This is a genomic window from Streptomyces sp. bgisy130, from assembly GCF_057708345.1.
In genome coordinates this window covers 41,224-56,666 of the sequence record NZ_JBYISA010000009.1, presented here as the reverse complement: position 1 = coordinate 56,666, position 15,443 = coordinate 41,224, and the positions used below count along the sequence as shown (strand labels likewise).

Sequence of the window (15,443 nt, the reverse complement as noted above, 5' to 3'; positions counted from 1 at the left end):
GCCGTTTCGCTGCGCGTTGCCTCGGCCGACGGTTGTGGCTTGCTCGCCGTTGCTCCCCCACTGCCTGAAGGGCGTGGGAGGTACCCCCACGCGGCGGGCCGGTCCGCTGCGCAGGCCCGTCCCCTCCCGTTGAAGGGTGGGGAAAAGGCCGGTGGGTGGACCCGTAGGTGGTCCGGTGCGGGCCGTAGGGCCCCGTTATGCCTTACGGCGGCCCGCCCCCACCCACCGTCACCAACTCCCCCAACGGGAGGGGACGGGCCGGAGGGGCCGGTGTGAGGGACGTAAAGCGAAGCAGTCCCACACACCGGCCCCGGAGGTCCGTCACCGCACCCACAAACCACCCAGCCCGCCGCAGGCGCAACGGCAAGCAACCAAAACGGCGGGACAGCCAAAAACGTGGGGCAACTACCTAACGCGGGAAGCCGTCACCGCTCCCGTAAACGCAACCGCCGCCATCGTCGCGAACACGGCCACAAACGCCACGGAGTGGCTCGCGGAGCCACTCGCGCCGCCGAACGCGACGAACAACACACCGCCCAGGCCGACGAACGTGACGTTCCCGAGCGCGTCCGACATCTGTAGGGACGCCGAGTTGCTGCCGGCCTCCTCGGGGCGGGACAGCTTGAGGAGCAGGACGCCGGCGCTGGAGATGTTCAGGCCCATGCCGAAGCCGCCGATCGTCCAGGCCGCCGCAACGATCCCGGCGGGCACGCCGTCGAGCAGGGCCAGCGGCACCAGCGCGATGGCCAGCGCGAGGAGCACCATGCCCAGGACCATCAGCCGTTCCCGGTGCGGTTCCAGGCGCGGCCGGCTCTGTACGTACGAGCCGAGGGCCCAGGTCAGGCCGCCGCCGGTGAGCGAGAGACCGGCGAGGGTGGCGGACAGTCCGCGCTGGGTGACCAGCATCAGCGGGATGAAGCTCTCGGCGGCGACCATCGACCCGGCGGCCAGCCCGCGCAGCAGCACCACGCTCGGCAGGCCGCGCGCCGCCCGGAACGTACCGCGGGGCAACAGCCGTACGATGCCGGGCGCCAGCAGTGCCAGTCCGACGGCCGCGGGCAACAGCGCGGTCCAGGCCGGGTGCTGGCCCGCGTATTGCAGCAGGCAGGCGCCCACCGCGACGGCCAGCGCGAGCAGACAGCGCCGGCTGCCCAGCACCTGCCGTACGCCGCCCGACGGGCCCGGCCGGGTCCGCGGCAGGGTGCGCAGCGCGGGCAGCATCACCACGAGCGGCAGCAGTATCAGGACGGGGATGGCAAGGAAGACCCAGCGCCAGCCGAGGTGTTCGGTGACGGTCCCGGCGACCAGCGGACCGACGATCACCGGCAGCACCCAGGCCGCCGAGAACGACGCCATGATCGACGGCCGCAGCCGCTCGGGGTAGGCGCGCCCGACGACCACGTAGAGCGCGACCACCACCAGCCCGCCGCCGATGCCCTGGACCCCGCGGCCCACGATGAACATCCCCATGCTCCGGGCGGCGCCCGCGATCAGCAGGCCCGCCCCGAACGCGGCGATCCCGGTGAACAGCGGCCCGAGCGGCCCACGCCGGTCGCTCCACTCCCCCGCGAGCGCCATCGCGAACAGACTCGCCGTGAAGAACGCGGAGAAGCCGAAGGCGTACAGCCCGATGCCGTCGAGTGCGCGGGCGGCGACCGGCATCGCGGTGTTCACGGCGCTCGCCTCGAAGGCGACCAGCGAGACGACGGAGATGATGCCGAGGGTGAGCGCCCGGTACGCCCGGCCGAGGATGCCGCCGTCCGGCCCGCCTCCACCGCCACTGTCGCTGTCTCTGTCGCTGTCGCTGTCGTCGGTGGCTTGGGTGGGGTGGCCGGGGGTTGCGGTGGTCTCTGCGCCGGACGCGGCGGTGGTCTCGGCGACGCCAGACGCGGCGGGGGTCACCGCCCCGGGTGCGGCGTCGGTGCCCTCGGCGGTGCCGACTCCGAGGCCGGCGCCCTCGCCGGGACCGAGGTGGGGGCCGGTGCCAGTACCCGTGCCGATGCCGGCACCGGTGCCACTACCCGTGCCGGTTCCAGCACCCGTACCGACGCCGGTGCCGATGTCATGCGAGCGGTCAGCGGTCATCGGGCCACCGTAAGGGCCGTACGACGCTGACACCCCTGGCGGAGGACGGGGATCAGCTCGGTAATCGGTCCTACACCGCCGGCCCGCCCGAACCGCCGCCACCCCGCCTGCATCGCCACACCTCGGGCAAGCTGTCCGTATGCCGCACTTCCGTACGTACGACGATGCCGAGCTCCACTACCGCGTGCTCGGACCGGCCGACTCCCCCCTGCCGCCCCTGGTGTGCCTTGCCGGCGGGCCCGGGCGGGACGCCGCGTATCTGGGTGACCTCGGCGGCCTGGCCGCGCACCGGCAGCTGATCCTTCCCGACAGCCGCGGCACCGGCGCCTCCCCGTCCGCCGCCGACCCGGACCGCTATGCCTTCCCGCAGCTCGCCGAGGACCTGGAGGCGCTCCGGGCGCATCTGGGCCTGGAACGGTTCGCGCTGCTCGCGCACGACGCGGGGGCCGCGGTCGCGCAGGCATACGCGGCGGGGTATCCGCAGCGGCTGACCCGGCTGGTGCTGGTCTGCCCCGGCTCCCGGTTGCAGGGCGAACTCCCCGACGACGCACGGGAGATCTTCGAGTCCCGCCGCGACGAGGAGTGGTGGCCGGAAGCCTCGGCGGCCTTGGAGCAGCTGACCGAGGCCACCGATCTGAGCGAGGTGAGGGGGCTGCTGTTCGCCGCGGCACCGCTCGCCTACGGCCACTGGGACGCACCGCAGCGCGCACATGCCGCAACGGAGGGCGAGCAGTTGGGACCGGTGCCACGGGCCGGCTTCTGGCAGGGCGTGGACGAGCAACTGCGGCTGACCCTGCTGGCCGGGCTGCGCGAGGTGACCTGCCCGGTGCTGGTGATCACCGGCGACCGGGACGGCGTGACCGGTATGCAGGCGGGCGAACTGGTGGCCGCCTCCTTCCCCGACGCACAGGTACACCCCCTGCACGGAGTCGGCCACTACCCATGGGTGGACGAACCACCCCTGTTCGCCCCACTGGTGGAGAACTTCCTCCACACGACATAAGGCCCGTCCCACCGCGCCACCCCGTGTTGCCGCGGTGTTGCCGCATGTTGCAGCGCGCCTGCGTCCCGTTTCCCCACATTGCAGCCTCATGGCACCCCGCCCCACACCCTTGCCGGGCTCCCCGCCCCGCGGCCTACAGTCGGGACAGCACCACACCCCGGCCGTGTGCCCGAGTGGTTCAGGGGCTCGCCTGCAAAGCGAGTTACGCGGGTTCGAATCCCGCCACGGCCTCTACGCCCGCAGGGTCCCGTGCCCCGCAGGGTCCCGTGCCCCGCACGGGACCCCGGGCGGCGTCCGGGGGCGGCCCCAACCCCCGTGGGGACCGCCTCCGGACGCGCTCGGTGCCGAGGGCCCCGCGGTGCCGCTGCCTGTGCCTCGCCCCTACCGGCCGACGGACAGCGCGGCCACGAAGCGGTAGATGTCGCCGGCCTCGCCGGAGTCCGTCGGGCGGCGCAGTTCCACCAGGGCCAGTGGGCGTTCCACCGGTTCGCCGGTGTCCGGGTCGAAGGCTATGTAGCCGCTGATGCCGCGGACCCGGGACCTGCCGTTGGTCTGCTCCAGCAGGGCCAGGACCATACGGGCGGTGACCTGGCGGGTGCCGTAGACGCCGACGGCGTTCCGGGCCGCCTTGCCGATGGTGTACGTGGCGTCATGGCCGAGCATCGCCTGGCCGCTGGCGAGGTCGGTGGTGGGGCCGCCGACCTCTTCGCGGTAGGCCCGCTCGAAGCCCGCGAACGGTCCGTTCCCGGCACCGCCGTAGACCTCCTTGGATATCGCGGGGTGGGTGAACGCGGTGTAGTAGACGGTCAGTTGGCTGTCCTTCCAGCGTGCGGCGAGGGTGGCGAGCTCGGCGCGGTGCCGGTCGCCCCCGGTGTCGAAGTAGACGCCCAGCGCACTGGAGCCGGAGAGCACCGTCGTACGGCAGTGCCGACCGCCCTCGCCGGCCGCCTCGATGAACCGGCGCAGTTCCCGCCCCCGGCCGGCGAAATACACCACGTCCGGCGGCTTCGGGTCGCCGCAGACCTTGTCGGCGACCAGGGACAGCGCGTTGCCCGCCGTCGCCTCCTCGGCCTCCCCGGAGCGGAACGGGATGACCTCGTCGTCCACGTCGAGGCCCGCGCGCCGCGCCGCCGCCGAGAAGTCCTCGTAGAGCGAGGTGTTGTAGTCGTCCTTCTCGTTGCCGTCCCGGATCACCTGGACGCGGTAGCCGGGGTGCTTGCGCTGCTGCTCCTTGAGGTAGCCGGCGGCGGCCGCGGTCTGGTCGCGGTTGGGGAAGGAGACCCGGTAGAACCCGGCCGTACGGGAACTCAGCCCGTCCGCCGCCACCGTCGCCCCGACCATCGGCAGCCCGGCGGCCCGCAGCCGCTTCACGGCGCTCATCGTCCGGTCGTTGCTCTGCCCGAAGCCCGCCACCGCGACCAGATGTTCCTTGTCCTTCATGGCGATGAGCTGGTCGACGACGGGGCGCCAATGGCGGTCGCCGCGGCCGGTGTTGGCGAGCAGCAGCCGTATCTTGGGGAGGGTCGAGCGCTCGGCGTTCAGGGTGCGCTGGGCGAGGTAGGCGCCACTGACGGCCTGCCGGGTGGCCTCCGGCCCGCGGTCCGCGGAACCGCCCGCCATGGCCTCCAGGTAGGCGATGGTGACCGATCGTTCCCCGGACTTGGCGACCTTGGCGTTCTCGGCGCGGATCCTGCCGCTGAGCGCCTTCATGTTCCCGAAGGCGTACGTACCGTCCGTGACGCCCACGCACTCGCCGTCGGCCACCTCACGGACGCCCTCCCCGCACCGGCCGTTCGTCTCGACTATCCGCACCACGCCGGCGACCACGACCGCCGCCGCCACCAGCACCGAGATGATCCACAGGCCCCAGCGCCGCGGCGGCCGGGGCGGTTCGAAGACGCGGGTGCTCACAGCCACGGCTCCTTTCCGTACTGCTTCGCCTTCCGCAGCAGCGCCGAGGTCCACGGCACGCTGTCGGCATGCACCGCGAGGGTGTGGAAGCGGGCCTGGATCTCGCCGTACAACTCTGCCCCGGGGTCGCCGAGCGGATCGCGGTACGGATCGCCGACCCGGTCCGTCCGGGGATCGTCCGGCGGCTCGGGGCCGAGCCAGACCGCCGCGAGCAGCCGGGTGATCGTGCGCAGCCGCTGCTCCACGGCGCCCTCGCCGAGGTGCTCCACCAGCCGCTCGTAGCGCTCCCACAACGGCTGGTCGAGGGACGGGCCGGTGTCGGCGAGCGGGGCGCGCCGCAGCCGGCACAGGTCGGCGCACCACTCCTCCGGTTCGACCCGGCCGAACGCGTCGTCCAGATAGGCGGCCGCCGCGGCGAGATCGCCGCCCGCCAGTGCGTGATAGGCGGCGGTGGCCTCCTCCCCCGCGGCGGCCGCCCGGTCCCGCAGCGCGGCATGCACCGCCCGCCGTCCCCGGACCCCGGCCGCCCCGTCACCGCCCCCGGCCGCTCCACCCGCCGCGGCATCGGGCTCGGGGACCGCGGCAAGCCGTCGCAACAGCAGCAGCCGCAGCAGCGGGTGGGGAGTCTCCGTCCGGCCGTCGGACTCCTCGTCACCACTGTCGAGATGCATGGTGCGCAGCACGTCCGTACAGAAGTCGTTGAACTCCTCATGGACACGGGCGCTCGACTCGTCCCACAGCACCCGGCCCGCCTGCGCCTGGGCCAGGTCGACGGCGGCCGCGCCCCGGGCCAGCGCCTGCATCAGCTCACCGCTGGCATCGATCGGCAACAGCCGCTCCAGCAGGGCGTCGACCAGCTCCGAGGAGGGCTGAAGGACCTGCCGCAGCCGCGCCTCCCAGCCCGCGTCCGCCGGGCACTCCAGCAGGGCCGCCAGCAGCTGTGCGGTGCCCGCCGGATGGCCACGGGTGATCTCATGCACCGCCCAGCCCAGCCACTGCACACCGTTGTCGGCGGCCGGCACCGGCACCCGGCGGCCGGCCGACCGCAGCGCCTCCTTGGCCTGCTGCTCGACCTCGTGCCGGACCAGATCGCGTAACCGGCCCACCACCAGCCCCTTCACGACCTGCTCCGGAACGAACCGCTCCTCCTGCACGGGCCACCGGCCGGGCAGCGCACCGGGCCGCCGCGGCCCGCCGAACGCAAAGCCCTCCAGCGCCGCCGGATAGCTCCCCGCGGTGGCGAGCACCAGCAGCGGATCGGCCGCCCCGGCCTTCCGCCGGGCGTCCAGCAGTGCCTTGAGGAAGTCGTTGCCCAGCGGACTGTCGACGTTGTCCAGCAGCACCAGACACTGCGTCGTACGCCGCTTGTCGCCGCCACGTGAGCCGTACGCCCGCCGCAGATCGTCCAGGAAGGCGTCGAAGAGCACCGCCTCGGCCCGCTGCCGCTCGGCCGCCTCGCGGTCGCCGTAACGCTGGTTGAGGTCGATCAGAAAGCCGTCGACGGAACCGCCGCCACGACTGCGGCGCCGGATACGCGCCAGCCGCCAGCGCACCCGCAGCCGCACCCAGTGGCGCCGCCACTCCGGCAGCAGCGGGAGTGCGGCGGTGACCGCGGTCGGGGCGCCCAGAACCGTCGCGGCGTACGTGGCCAGCTGGTTGATCACCTCCGAACGGCTGCCCGGCGGTCCGACCAGCGCCTCCTCCATCTGCCGTACGGCGGCGTCCCGGTCGGCCGCGTCCATCCGCGCCGCGACCGCGATCGTCAGCAGCCCGAACGCCGGGAAGCTCAGCCGGGCGAAGTCCCGCTTCTTCTCGTTGAGCTGGAAGACCAACGCGGCCAGCACATCGATCGGTTTACGGCCCTCCTGGCCCAGCGCCGCCAGATCGAGCCGGGCCACCGGTGCCCGCCGGGCCCAGTCCGCCAGATGGCGCAGCACCGTCGTCTTACCGCTGCCACGCGGCCCCAGCAGCAACGTGGCCGGCAACTCGGGCCGGCCGCCCGGCCGGCGCACCAACAACTCCTGGACGTACTGCTCCACAGCCCGGTCCCGCCCGGACTCCCCCGCCCATTCCTGCGGCATCCCGCTCCCCCTCGACCTCGCGAACCCCTGCGATCCCCGCGATCCCCACGACAGCCCGGCTCCCACTCCGGCCGCCCCAGCATCCTCCAATTCCCGCTCCCCGCAAGCACTTTGCCCCCACAAGGCCGTCCCCCTCCCCTCGCACGTCACCATCCCGCCCACGGAAATCACTCTAAGTGACCCCACTGACAATCTTCGTGACGAAGCGTGAAAGCCCAGGTCATCGATCGATCGCAGGGAAGCGCGCACGAGGCCCCACCCAGCCCTGAACGGATGCGCAGCCGCTCGCTCACGCCGACCCGCGCCACGCCACACCCGCCGCGCATCGACTCAGTACGCAGGACGCCCCACGCCGCACCCGAACGCAGGCGCCGACCCACGCCCAAGCCCCCACGTACGCGCGCGCCACCTGAAACCGACCCACATACACCCGCCCACCCCCCGAAGGGGGGTGGGCGGCGGGGAAAAACCCAAGGGGCGAGCAGCGAACCCCGAAGGAGCCGCCTCGCCCCTACTGCTGCACCACCTGCGCCACCGCCGCCTGTGGACGGATCGGGAGGCGGCCGATGGGGCGGCCGGTGGCGGCGCGGACCGCGGAGGCCACGGCGGCGGGGGAGGTGACGACCGGGACCGCGCTGGCGGGCTTGGCGCCGAAGGGGGCGACCACGTCGCGCTCCTCGACCAGCTTGACGATGCGGATGTCGGGGGCGTCCAGGGCGGTCGGCAGCGCGTAGCCGGTCAGGTCGGGGTGGCGGACCTGGCCGCGGGTGGTGCGCAGATTCTCCATCAGGGCGGCGCCCATGCCCTGGGTGACCCCGGCCTCGATACGAGCCCGCAGCTGGCGGGGGTTGAGCACCCGGCCCACATCCTGGGCGACGGTCATCTCCACGACCCGGATGGTGCCGAGCTCGATGTCGACATCGGCGACGCAGCGGATCGCGCAGAAGGCGAGGCCGACGAACGCATCGCCCTGGCCGCTCTCGTCCAGCGGCTCGGTCGGATGCGGCCGGCACTGGGCGGTGGCCCACAGTTCCTTGCCGTCCAGGGCCTCCGCAACGGTGGTGCTGAGCACCCCGTCGTACGAGGTGATCTTGCCGTCGTTGATCTGAAGCAGCTCGGTGGACATCCCGAACTTGTGGGCCAGCGGCTGGAGCAGCTGGGTGCGGACCATCTTGGCGGCGCGCTCGACGGCGCCGCCGGAGACCCAGGTGTGCCGCCCGTGGCAGGCCGCCCCGGCCGGCGGCTGGTCGGTGTCGACGCCCGCGACCTGCACGTCCTCGATGCCGAGCGTCTCCTGCACGATCTGCCGCGCCAGCGTGGAGAATCCGGAGCCGGTCTCGACGGCGGCGCAGATGACGGTGGCGGCCGAGCCGCTGACCTTGACGGTCGCGGTGGAGACCTCGTCGGTGCCCTCCGCGCCGAGCATGTGCACCATGCCCAGCCCATAGCCGACGCCCCGGCGTACCGCGCCCGGCTCGCCCGCCCCTTCGGGCCCGCCCGGCAGCAGCCATTCCGCTTCGGGCGCGTCCTTGGGCAGCTCGGGAAGCGGCGCTTCCTTGACGGCGTGCAGGAGTTCGGCGACCGGGGCGGGGCAGGTCACGGTCTGCCCGGTGGGGAGCAGATCGCCGGTGGCCATGACGTTGCGCAGCCTGATCTCGTCGGGCTCCAGGCCCAGTTGGGCGGCCAGCTTGTCCATCTGGCCCTCATAGGCGGCGCAGACCTGCATCGCGCCCTCGCCGCGCACATGGCCGGACGGCGGGTTGTTGGTGCGGACCGCCCAGCCGTCGACGACGGCGTGCGGGACGACGTATGGGCCGCAGGAGAAGGACACCGCGGCGGCGAGCGCGTCGGCGGAGGTGTCGGCGTAGGCGCCGGCGTCCATGAGGATCTGCGCCTCCACCTTGACCAGCTTGCCGTCGGCGTCCGCGTGGTGGCGGTAGCGCAGCAGCGTGGGGTGGCGGTGGGCGTGCGAGAGGAAGGACTCCTCCCGGGTGGCGGCGAGCTTGACGGGGCAGCCCGTACGGAGCGCCAGCAGGCCGAGCGAGAGCTGGATGCCGGGGTCCTCGCGGTCGGCGGTGGCGCCGGGGACGCCGGTCACCACGACCTTGACCTGCTCCGGTTCGAGGCCGAAGGAGGCGGCGGCCAGATCGCGGTCGGTGTGCGGGTCCGTGGAGGCGGTGTAGATCTCCACGCCGCCATCGGGGCGCGGCACCGCGAGCCCGGCCTCGGCCCCGATGGGCGCCGGGTCCTGCCGGCCGATCCGGTAGAGCCCCTCGACCATCACCTCACCAACGGCCTCGGCGTCACCGAAGCGGAGCGGGATGTGCCGGATGAGGTTGCCGTCCGGGTGCAGCGGCTCGGCCTCGAAGGCCAGTTGGGGGTCGGTGACCGCGTCCAGGACCTCGTATTCCACGGCGATGGCGGCGGCGGCCAGCCGTGCCGTGTCGGGGTGCTCGGCGGCCACCGCGGCGATCGGCTCGCCGTGGTGGCGGACCTCGTCCTTGGCAAACACCGGGCGGTCGGCGGTGCCCCGCCCGTGCCCCGCGTCACCGGGGACGTCCTCGTGCGTGACGACGACGCGTACGCCCGGCATCTCCACCGCGTGCTTGGTGTCGATGGACAGGATCCGCGCGCGCGGGTGCGGCGAGCGCAGCACCGCCGCCCACAGCAGCCCTTCGGCCCACAGGTCGGCGGCGTACGGGAAGGTGCCCTCGGTCTTCGCCGGCGCGTCGGCGGGCGGCAGCGAGACGCCCAGGCCGTGCGGCGGCGGCTCGGCGGGGATCGGGACACCCGCCGCGGGGGTCGCGGTGACGGCGCCCGCGCCGTCGGACGTGCCACTCATGCCGAAACCTCGCTTCGCCCGGCCCCGCATACGCTCAGCGCGCGCCGCTCCCCGATGCTCCCCCAGCCTCCGGCCGGGGGGACCCCCATGCTGCGCTCGCTCATGCGGAGCCTCCCGTGTGCCGATCCTGGTCGTGCGGGGCGTGGCCCGTTTCGTCGGCGGGGCCCGCCTGGTGGGGAATACGGGCGGTGTCCGCGGGCGCCGCCCCGTCCGGTTCGTCGGCGGGCGCGTAGCCGGCCTCGGCGGCCTCCGCACGGCCCTTGACGACCTCGCCGACGGCGTCCAGCACACCCCGGTAGCCGGAGCAGCGGCACAGGTTGCCGCAGAGCGCCTTACGGGTCTCCAGCTCGCTGGGGGCGTGGTTGCCCTCCAGGAGGTCGTGGACGGTCATGGCCATCCCCGGTACGCAGAAGCCGCACTGCACCGCACCGGACGCGGCGAGCGCGCGCTGTACGTCGGAGGGCACACCGTTCTCCGCGAGCCCCTCGACGGTACGGACCTCACTGCCCGCCGTGGTGGCCGCGGGCACCAGGCAGGACGCCACCAGGCGGCCGTCCACCTGGACGGAACAGGCCCCGCACTCACCCTGTGAGCAGCCGTCCTTGGCGCCCGCAAGACCGAGCCGCTCGCGCAGCACATAGAGCAGCGACTCGCCGATCCAGGCGTCGGTGACCGGCCGGTCGATGCCGTTCACGCGCAGGACGTAGGAGGCGGCGGGGTGTTCGTCGTGGTCGTCGAAGCCGGGATCGGCCGCGAGGCCGGAGGTCTGCGCGGCGACGGCGAGCCCCTCGACGAGGCCGGCGTGGTCCTCGGCGCCCGTGTCGGCCCCCGTGGGTGCCCCGGTCTCCGTGGGCTCCTCGGTAGCGGCGGGGGCACGGTCAGCGTGGTGCTCGGCGGCGGCGCCGGGCGAACCGGCGTCGGCGGTGGTGGTGTCGTGCGGCTCCGCGCGCTCACCGGTGGCGTCCACCGGATCGGCGGTGCCGGTACGGTCCGCGAGCTCGCCGGGCCCGGTGTGCGCAGCAGCCTCCGCGCTCTCCGTCGGAGCGTCCGCCGCGCCGTCGGCCTCCTGGACGGCGGGCGAGGCCGGCCGCCCGGCCGCGTCGTGGCGCGCGAACTCGCCGGAGTGCTCTTGCTGTTCGCCCTCGGCCACCGGGATCGTCCAGCCGCCCCCGCCGGTCGCGTCCGCCGCCCCGTCGGGACGGTCCGCGGTCTCCTGCGGGTGCGGTGCCGCGTCGTGCGACGGCTGCGCGGTCTCCGCGGGCGGCGGCCACTGGGCGAGCGCGTCGGCGGGCAGCGACCAGTGTCCGGTCGCGTCGCCGGCCGCGGCGTTCGGGCCGCCGGCACCCGTGGCGTACGGATCGCCGGCCGACGGGCCGCCGTCTCCGGGCAGTTCGCCGCCCGGCTCGGTGCCGTGGCCCGGGAGACCGCCCTCGTGCGCGTACGGGGCGCCCTCAGGGCCGCCGAAGGGGTCGTGCGCCGCGCCGCCGTGCGTAGCGCCGCCATGCGTAGAGCCGCCCTGTGCCGCGTCCTGCGCCTCCCCCGGGCGCGTCTCCGGCGCGCTCGTGGCGCTCAGCCCGGCGGTGAAGTTCCAGTGCCCGGTCGGGGCGGACTCGCCGGTGTCGGCCGCGTTCCCGGCGTCGCCGTACGCACCGGCGCCCGGGTATCCGCCGCCGTGGTAGCTGTCGGCGGCACCGTGCCCCGTAACACCGGGATGCCCCGGATGCCCCGGATGGCCCGAATGGCCGGGGAGGCCCGAGTGGCCGCCCGTAAGTCCCGTATGACCCGTCAGGCCATCCTCGCCGACCAGGTACTCGCCGGATTCCTCCAGGCCGTCGTCCGCCGCCGCGGGGACCGACCAGGAGCCGGTGGCGCCCGCCTCCGGGCTGCCCGCCACGGGCCAGTCCACGGCGTCGCCGCCCCAGGGCTGGGCCGCCTCGGGCGCGCCGCCCTGGTAGCCCGCGGAGGGGTCGTGGTGGGGCGCGTGCCCCGTGTGGGCCGGGTATCCGGCGGCCGGGTCCGCATAACCGGCCGAGGAGTCCGCGAAGGGCATCGTCCACTGGGCGGTGGTCGAGGGGTCGGTGTCCGCGTCCGCGACCGGCGGGGTGGCGGGGTGCGAGCCGAAGGAGGCGGGCGGGGTGTAGCCGTGGCCGGGTGCGGCGAGCGGCTCGGGGCCCGGGGTGTTGTACCGGGGCGACCCGCCGCCGTAGACCCCGGTGGTGAAGCCCTCCGGGAGCTGTACGAAGGCCGTCGCCTCCGACTCGTACTCGCCGCCCTGGGGCAGCGGCTGCCAGCCCTGTTCAGGGTGCGGCTGGTACGGATGGCGGTTGTCTGCGTCGCTCATGCCGAGCCCTCACTTCGCCCGGCCTCGCATTCGCGAGGCGCGCACCTTTCGATGACGATCCACCGGTCTCCGACCGGGGCGACCCCCGCACTGCGCTCGCTCATGAGAGCGCCCTCCCGAGTGCGCGGCGGGCCAAGGCTGCCACCGTACGGCGAAGGTGCAGGGCAGCGGGCGGCAGGGCGGCCGGTTCCGAACCGTCCTCGGGTGGTGCCGGGTCCGGGATGCAGGCGGCCGCGACATAGTCGCCGAAGGCCGTCAGCGCCTCGGGTACCAGGCCGCGTTCGCCGTCCCAGTCGATGAGCGAGGCCACCCACTGCTCGGCCTCCAGGGGGCGCAGCGGCATGGCGGCGACCGCGCCCACGGCGCAGCGCACCCCGCGCCGGGCCGGGTCCAGGACGAGCGCGACAGAGGCGGTGGCCCGGCCGGGGCCGGTGCGGCCGGTCGCCTTGAGGAAGGCCTGCGGGGCGTGCAGCAGCGGCACCCGTACGAAGCCGACGAGTTCGCCGGGGCTCAGCATCTCCCGGCCGGCCAGCAGGTGGCTGACCGGGACCTCGCGGCGGCCGCCCCCGGGGCCGGCGATGATCACCGTGGCTTCCAGGGCGGCGAGCACCGGGAGGGTGTCGCCCGTGGGGGCGGAGGTCACGATGTTGCCGCCGAGGGTGCCGGCGTTGCGGACCTGCGGCGGGCCGGCCGCGCGGGCGGCGGCGGCCAGTCCGGGGATCAGGGCGGCGAAGTCGGGTCGTCCCATACGGGCGAGGGTCAGGCCGGCACCGAGCAGCGCATGGCCGTCCAGGTACTGCCAGCCCCGGATCTCGCTGATCCGGCCGAGGCCCACCAGGGCTGCGGGTCTGAGGAGTCCGGCGTTGACCGCCGCCATGAGATCGGTGCCGCCCGCGACGGGCACGGCGGCGGGCATGGCGATGAGCGCCGCCACCGCCTCGTCGAGCGAGTCCGGCAACGTCACCGTGTGCGACGCGTGCGGTGCGTGCGTGGTCAAGCCAGCTGCCCCTTCCCCGGTGTCCCGGCAGTTCCGCTCCGCCGTACGGTACGTGCTCACAGCCCGGACGTGGCAACTCTGGCACATCTTCCCGGGCCCCCGGCGCGAGGGTCCACGAAGGGACGATCCGTCCCCGAACAGGCCGCTGGTCCGGTTTCGTCCGCCGCCGGCGGTGCGGAACTGCGCTGCGGTGCGTCGGCGGAGGCGTCCGGCGGGGCGCGCACACCGTCGTTGCGGCGGTGGTGCGGTACGGCGGCGCGGGGGAACCGCCGTACCGGACCACCGTCCCAGGGACCGGCCGCACGAGCGCCTTCCTTGCCTACGGGCTCACACGTTTGGGGGCGCCCCGTCGATCGGGCGTCCGAGCACGCCGGGGCGTTTCTGCCATGGGAGGGGGCCGCCGGGCGGGCGGTAGCCGACGCCGAGGGCGTCGAGGCGGGTGTAGTGGGCAGCCATCCGCCGGGTGAAGTGCTGGTAGTCGCGCGCGGCCGGGGCGGGCAGCCGGGACCAGGCGACCTCGGCGAACGCGGCCAGCCGGGGAAAGACCTGGTAGTCGAGGCGCTGCTGACTGTCCATGACCTCGGTCCAGACATTGGCCTGGGTACCCAGGACGTGCGCGGCCTGCTCGGCCGTGAGCTCCGGTGGTACCGGCTCGAAGCGGTAGACGTCCTCCAGGGTCCGTACGAAGCCGATCGGCACCGGCTCGTCCGGGGAGGCGTGCTGACGGTGATCCAGATACACCTGCTGCTCGGGACACATGACGACGTCATGGCCGGATTTCGCGGCTGCGATACCGCCCGCGTAGCCGCGCCAGGAGGAGACCGCGGCGCCCGGGGCCAGTCCGCCCTCCAGGATTTCGTCCCAGCCGATCAGCCGCCGGCCGCGGCCGGTGAGCCAGCGGTCGAAGTGCCGGATGAACCAGCTCTGTAGTCCGTCCTCGTCCGCGAGCGACAGTTCGGCGATCCTCGCCCGGGCGGTGGCGGACGCCCGCCACTGGTCCTTGGGGCACTCGTCGCCGCCGATGTGCACGAACGGCGAGGGGAAGAGGCCGAGGACCTCGTCCAGGACGTGCTCGTAGAACCGCAGGGTGGTGTCAGTGGGGGCCAGTACGTTGGGGTTGACGCCCCACGTGTCCCAGACCTTCAGGGAGGTGGTGTCGATGACGTCGGTGTTGCCGAGTTCGGGGTACGCGGCGATGGCGGCCTGCGAGTGTCCGGGGATGTCGATCTCGGGGACGACGGTGATATGCCGCTGGGCGGCGTAGGCGACGATCTCGCGGAGGTCGTCCTGGGTGTAGTAGCCGCCGTGCGGGCGCTCGTCCCACAACGGAGAGGCACGGTGCCCGAGTTTGGTGCGCTCCCGCCAGGCGCCGATTTCGGTCAACTTCGGGTAGCGCCTGATCTCGATCCGCCAGCCCTGGTCATCGGTGAGGTGGAGGTGCAGGACATTGAGCTTGTGGGCGGCGAGCAGGTCGAGAGTGCGCAGCACCCCGTCCTTGGGCAGGAAGTGCCGGGCGACGTCCAGCAGCATGCCGCGCCAGGCGAAGCGGGGGCCGTCCTCGATGGTCTGTTCCGGCAGGACGGCCGGGCACCCCGGTGCGAGCGGCGCCCGGCGGAAGGCGTGCGGCCCGAGGAGCTGCCGCAGCGTCTGCGCGCCCCAGAACACGCCGGCCGGACCGCCGCCGGTGATCCGTACGCCCCAACGGGCGTCGGCCGCCAGCCGGTAGCCCTCCGGGGGCAGGGCCGGGTCGAGGGCGAGGGCGAGGGTGTCCGGCGTCGTGCCGGAGCCGGGCGGCAGCGGGAGACCGAAGGCGGCGCCGAGGGTGTCGCGCAGCCAGCGCGCGGTGTCCTCGGTACCGGGCCCGGCCGCCAACGCGGTGTCCACGCCCAGCCGGACGGTGCCGCGGCCGGGCCCGTCGATGCTCAGCGGTGCCGGGACCAGGCCGCCGCCCGGTGCCGTGGGGGTGAGGTGCGTATCCGGCATACCGTCCGTCCTTCACCGTGCCGGCCGGCCCAGGAGCGTTCCGGCCTGTAGGAGTACGCAGAAGACCTGCCCGCAAATGCGGAGACCTGCCCGCCTACGCAGAGAGCAAAGAGCAGGAGCAAGGGGCGGGAAGCAGGGCGCGGGGAACAGGGAGCGGGGACGCGGGCCGGGCAAGTCCAGGGCGCCCACGGGCGGTTGTG

General features: G+C 74.0%; 8 protein-coding genes and 1 tRNA gene. 2 read left to right on the top strand and 7 right to left on the bottom strand.

The features are described 5' to 3' along the window. Positions 1 to 405: 405 nt before the first annotated feature. On the bottom strand, positions 406 to 2,085 hold the full coding sequence (locus AC3EUV_RS14735; RefSeq protein WP_435603093.1) for an MFS transporter: 1,680 nt from the start codon (positions 2,083 to 2,085) through the stop codon (positions 406 to 408). A gap of 139 nt (positions 2,086 to 2,224) precedes the next feature. Here AC3EUV_RS14735 and AC3EUV_RS14730 point away from each other — a divergent pair, with 139 nt between their 5' ends. Continuing rightward, on the top strand, positions 2,225 to 3,088 hold the full coding sequence (locus AC3EUV_RS14730) for an alpha/beta fold hydrolase (RefSeq protein ID WP_435603092.1): 864 nt from the start codon (positions 2,225 to 2,227) through the stop codon (positions 3,086 to 3,088). Positions 3,089 to 3,247: 159 nt separating this feature from the next. Next, positions 3,248 to 3,319 (top strand) — tRNA-Cys (locus AC3EUV_RS14725). A 150-nt stretch (positions 3,320 to 3,469) separates the two neighbouring features. Here the strand turns inward: AC3EUV_RS14725 and AC3EUV_RS14720 are convergent. From AC3EUV_RS14720 to AC3EUV_RS14695, 6 genes are all read right to left on the bottom strand, one after another. Continuing rightward, positions 3,470 to 4,999, bottom strand: coding sequence for an ABC transporter substrate-binding protein (locus AC3EUV_RS14720; RefSeq protein WP_488187833.1), 1,530 nt, complete (start codon positions 4,997 to 4,999; stop codon positions 3,470 to 3,472). Next, positions 4,996 to 7,080, bottom strand: coding sequence for an ATP-binding protein (locus tag AC3EUV_RS14715; protein ID WP_435603091.1), 2,085 nt, complete (start codon positions 7,078 to 7,080; stop codon positions 4,996 to 4,998). Before AC3EUV_RS14715 ends, AC3EUV_RS14720 begins: the two co-directional genes overlap by 4 nt. Before the next feature lie 511 nt (positions 7,081 to 7,591). Further along, positions 7,592 to 9,922 (bottom strand): xanthine dehydrogenase family protein molybdopterin-binding subunit, encoded by a 2,331-nt coding sequence (locus AC3EUV_RS14710; RefSeq protein ID WP_435603090.1) that lies wholly within the window; start codon positions 9,920 to 9,922, stop codon positions 7,592 to 7,594. Positions 9,923 to 10,022: 100 nt separating this feature from the next. After that, on the bottom strand, positions 10,023 to 12,263 hold the full coding sequence (locus AC3EUV_RS14705) for a 2Fe-2S iron-sulfur cluster-binding protein (RefSeq protein ID WP_435603089.1): 2,241 nt from the start codon (positions 12,261 to 12,263) through the stop codon (positions 10,023 to 10,025). Positions 12,264 to 12,363: 100 nt separating this feature from the next. Further along, a complete protein-coding gene (locus tag AC3EUV_RS14700; protein ID WP_435603088.1) occupies positions 12,364 to 13,260 on the bottom strand; it encodes an FAD binding domain-containing protein in 897 nt (298 codons plus the stop codon). A gap of 327 nt (positions 13,261 to 13,587) precedes the next feature. Continuing rightward, on the bottom strand, positions 13,588 to 15,243 hold the full coding sequence (locus AC3EUV_RS14695) for a beta-N-acetylhexosaminidase (RefSeq protein ID WP_435603087.1): 1,656 nt from the start codon (positions 15,241 to 15,243) through the stop codon (positions 13,588 to 13,590). Positions 15,244 to 15,443 lie beyond the last annotated feature (200 nt).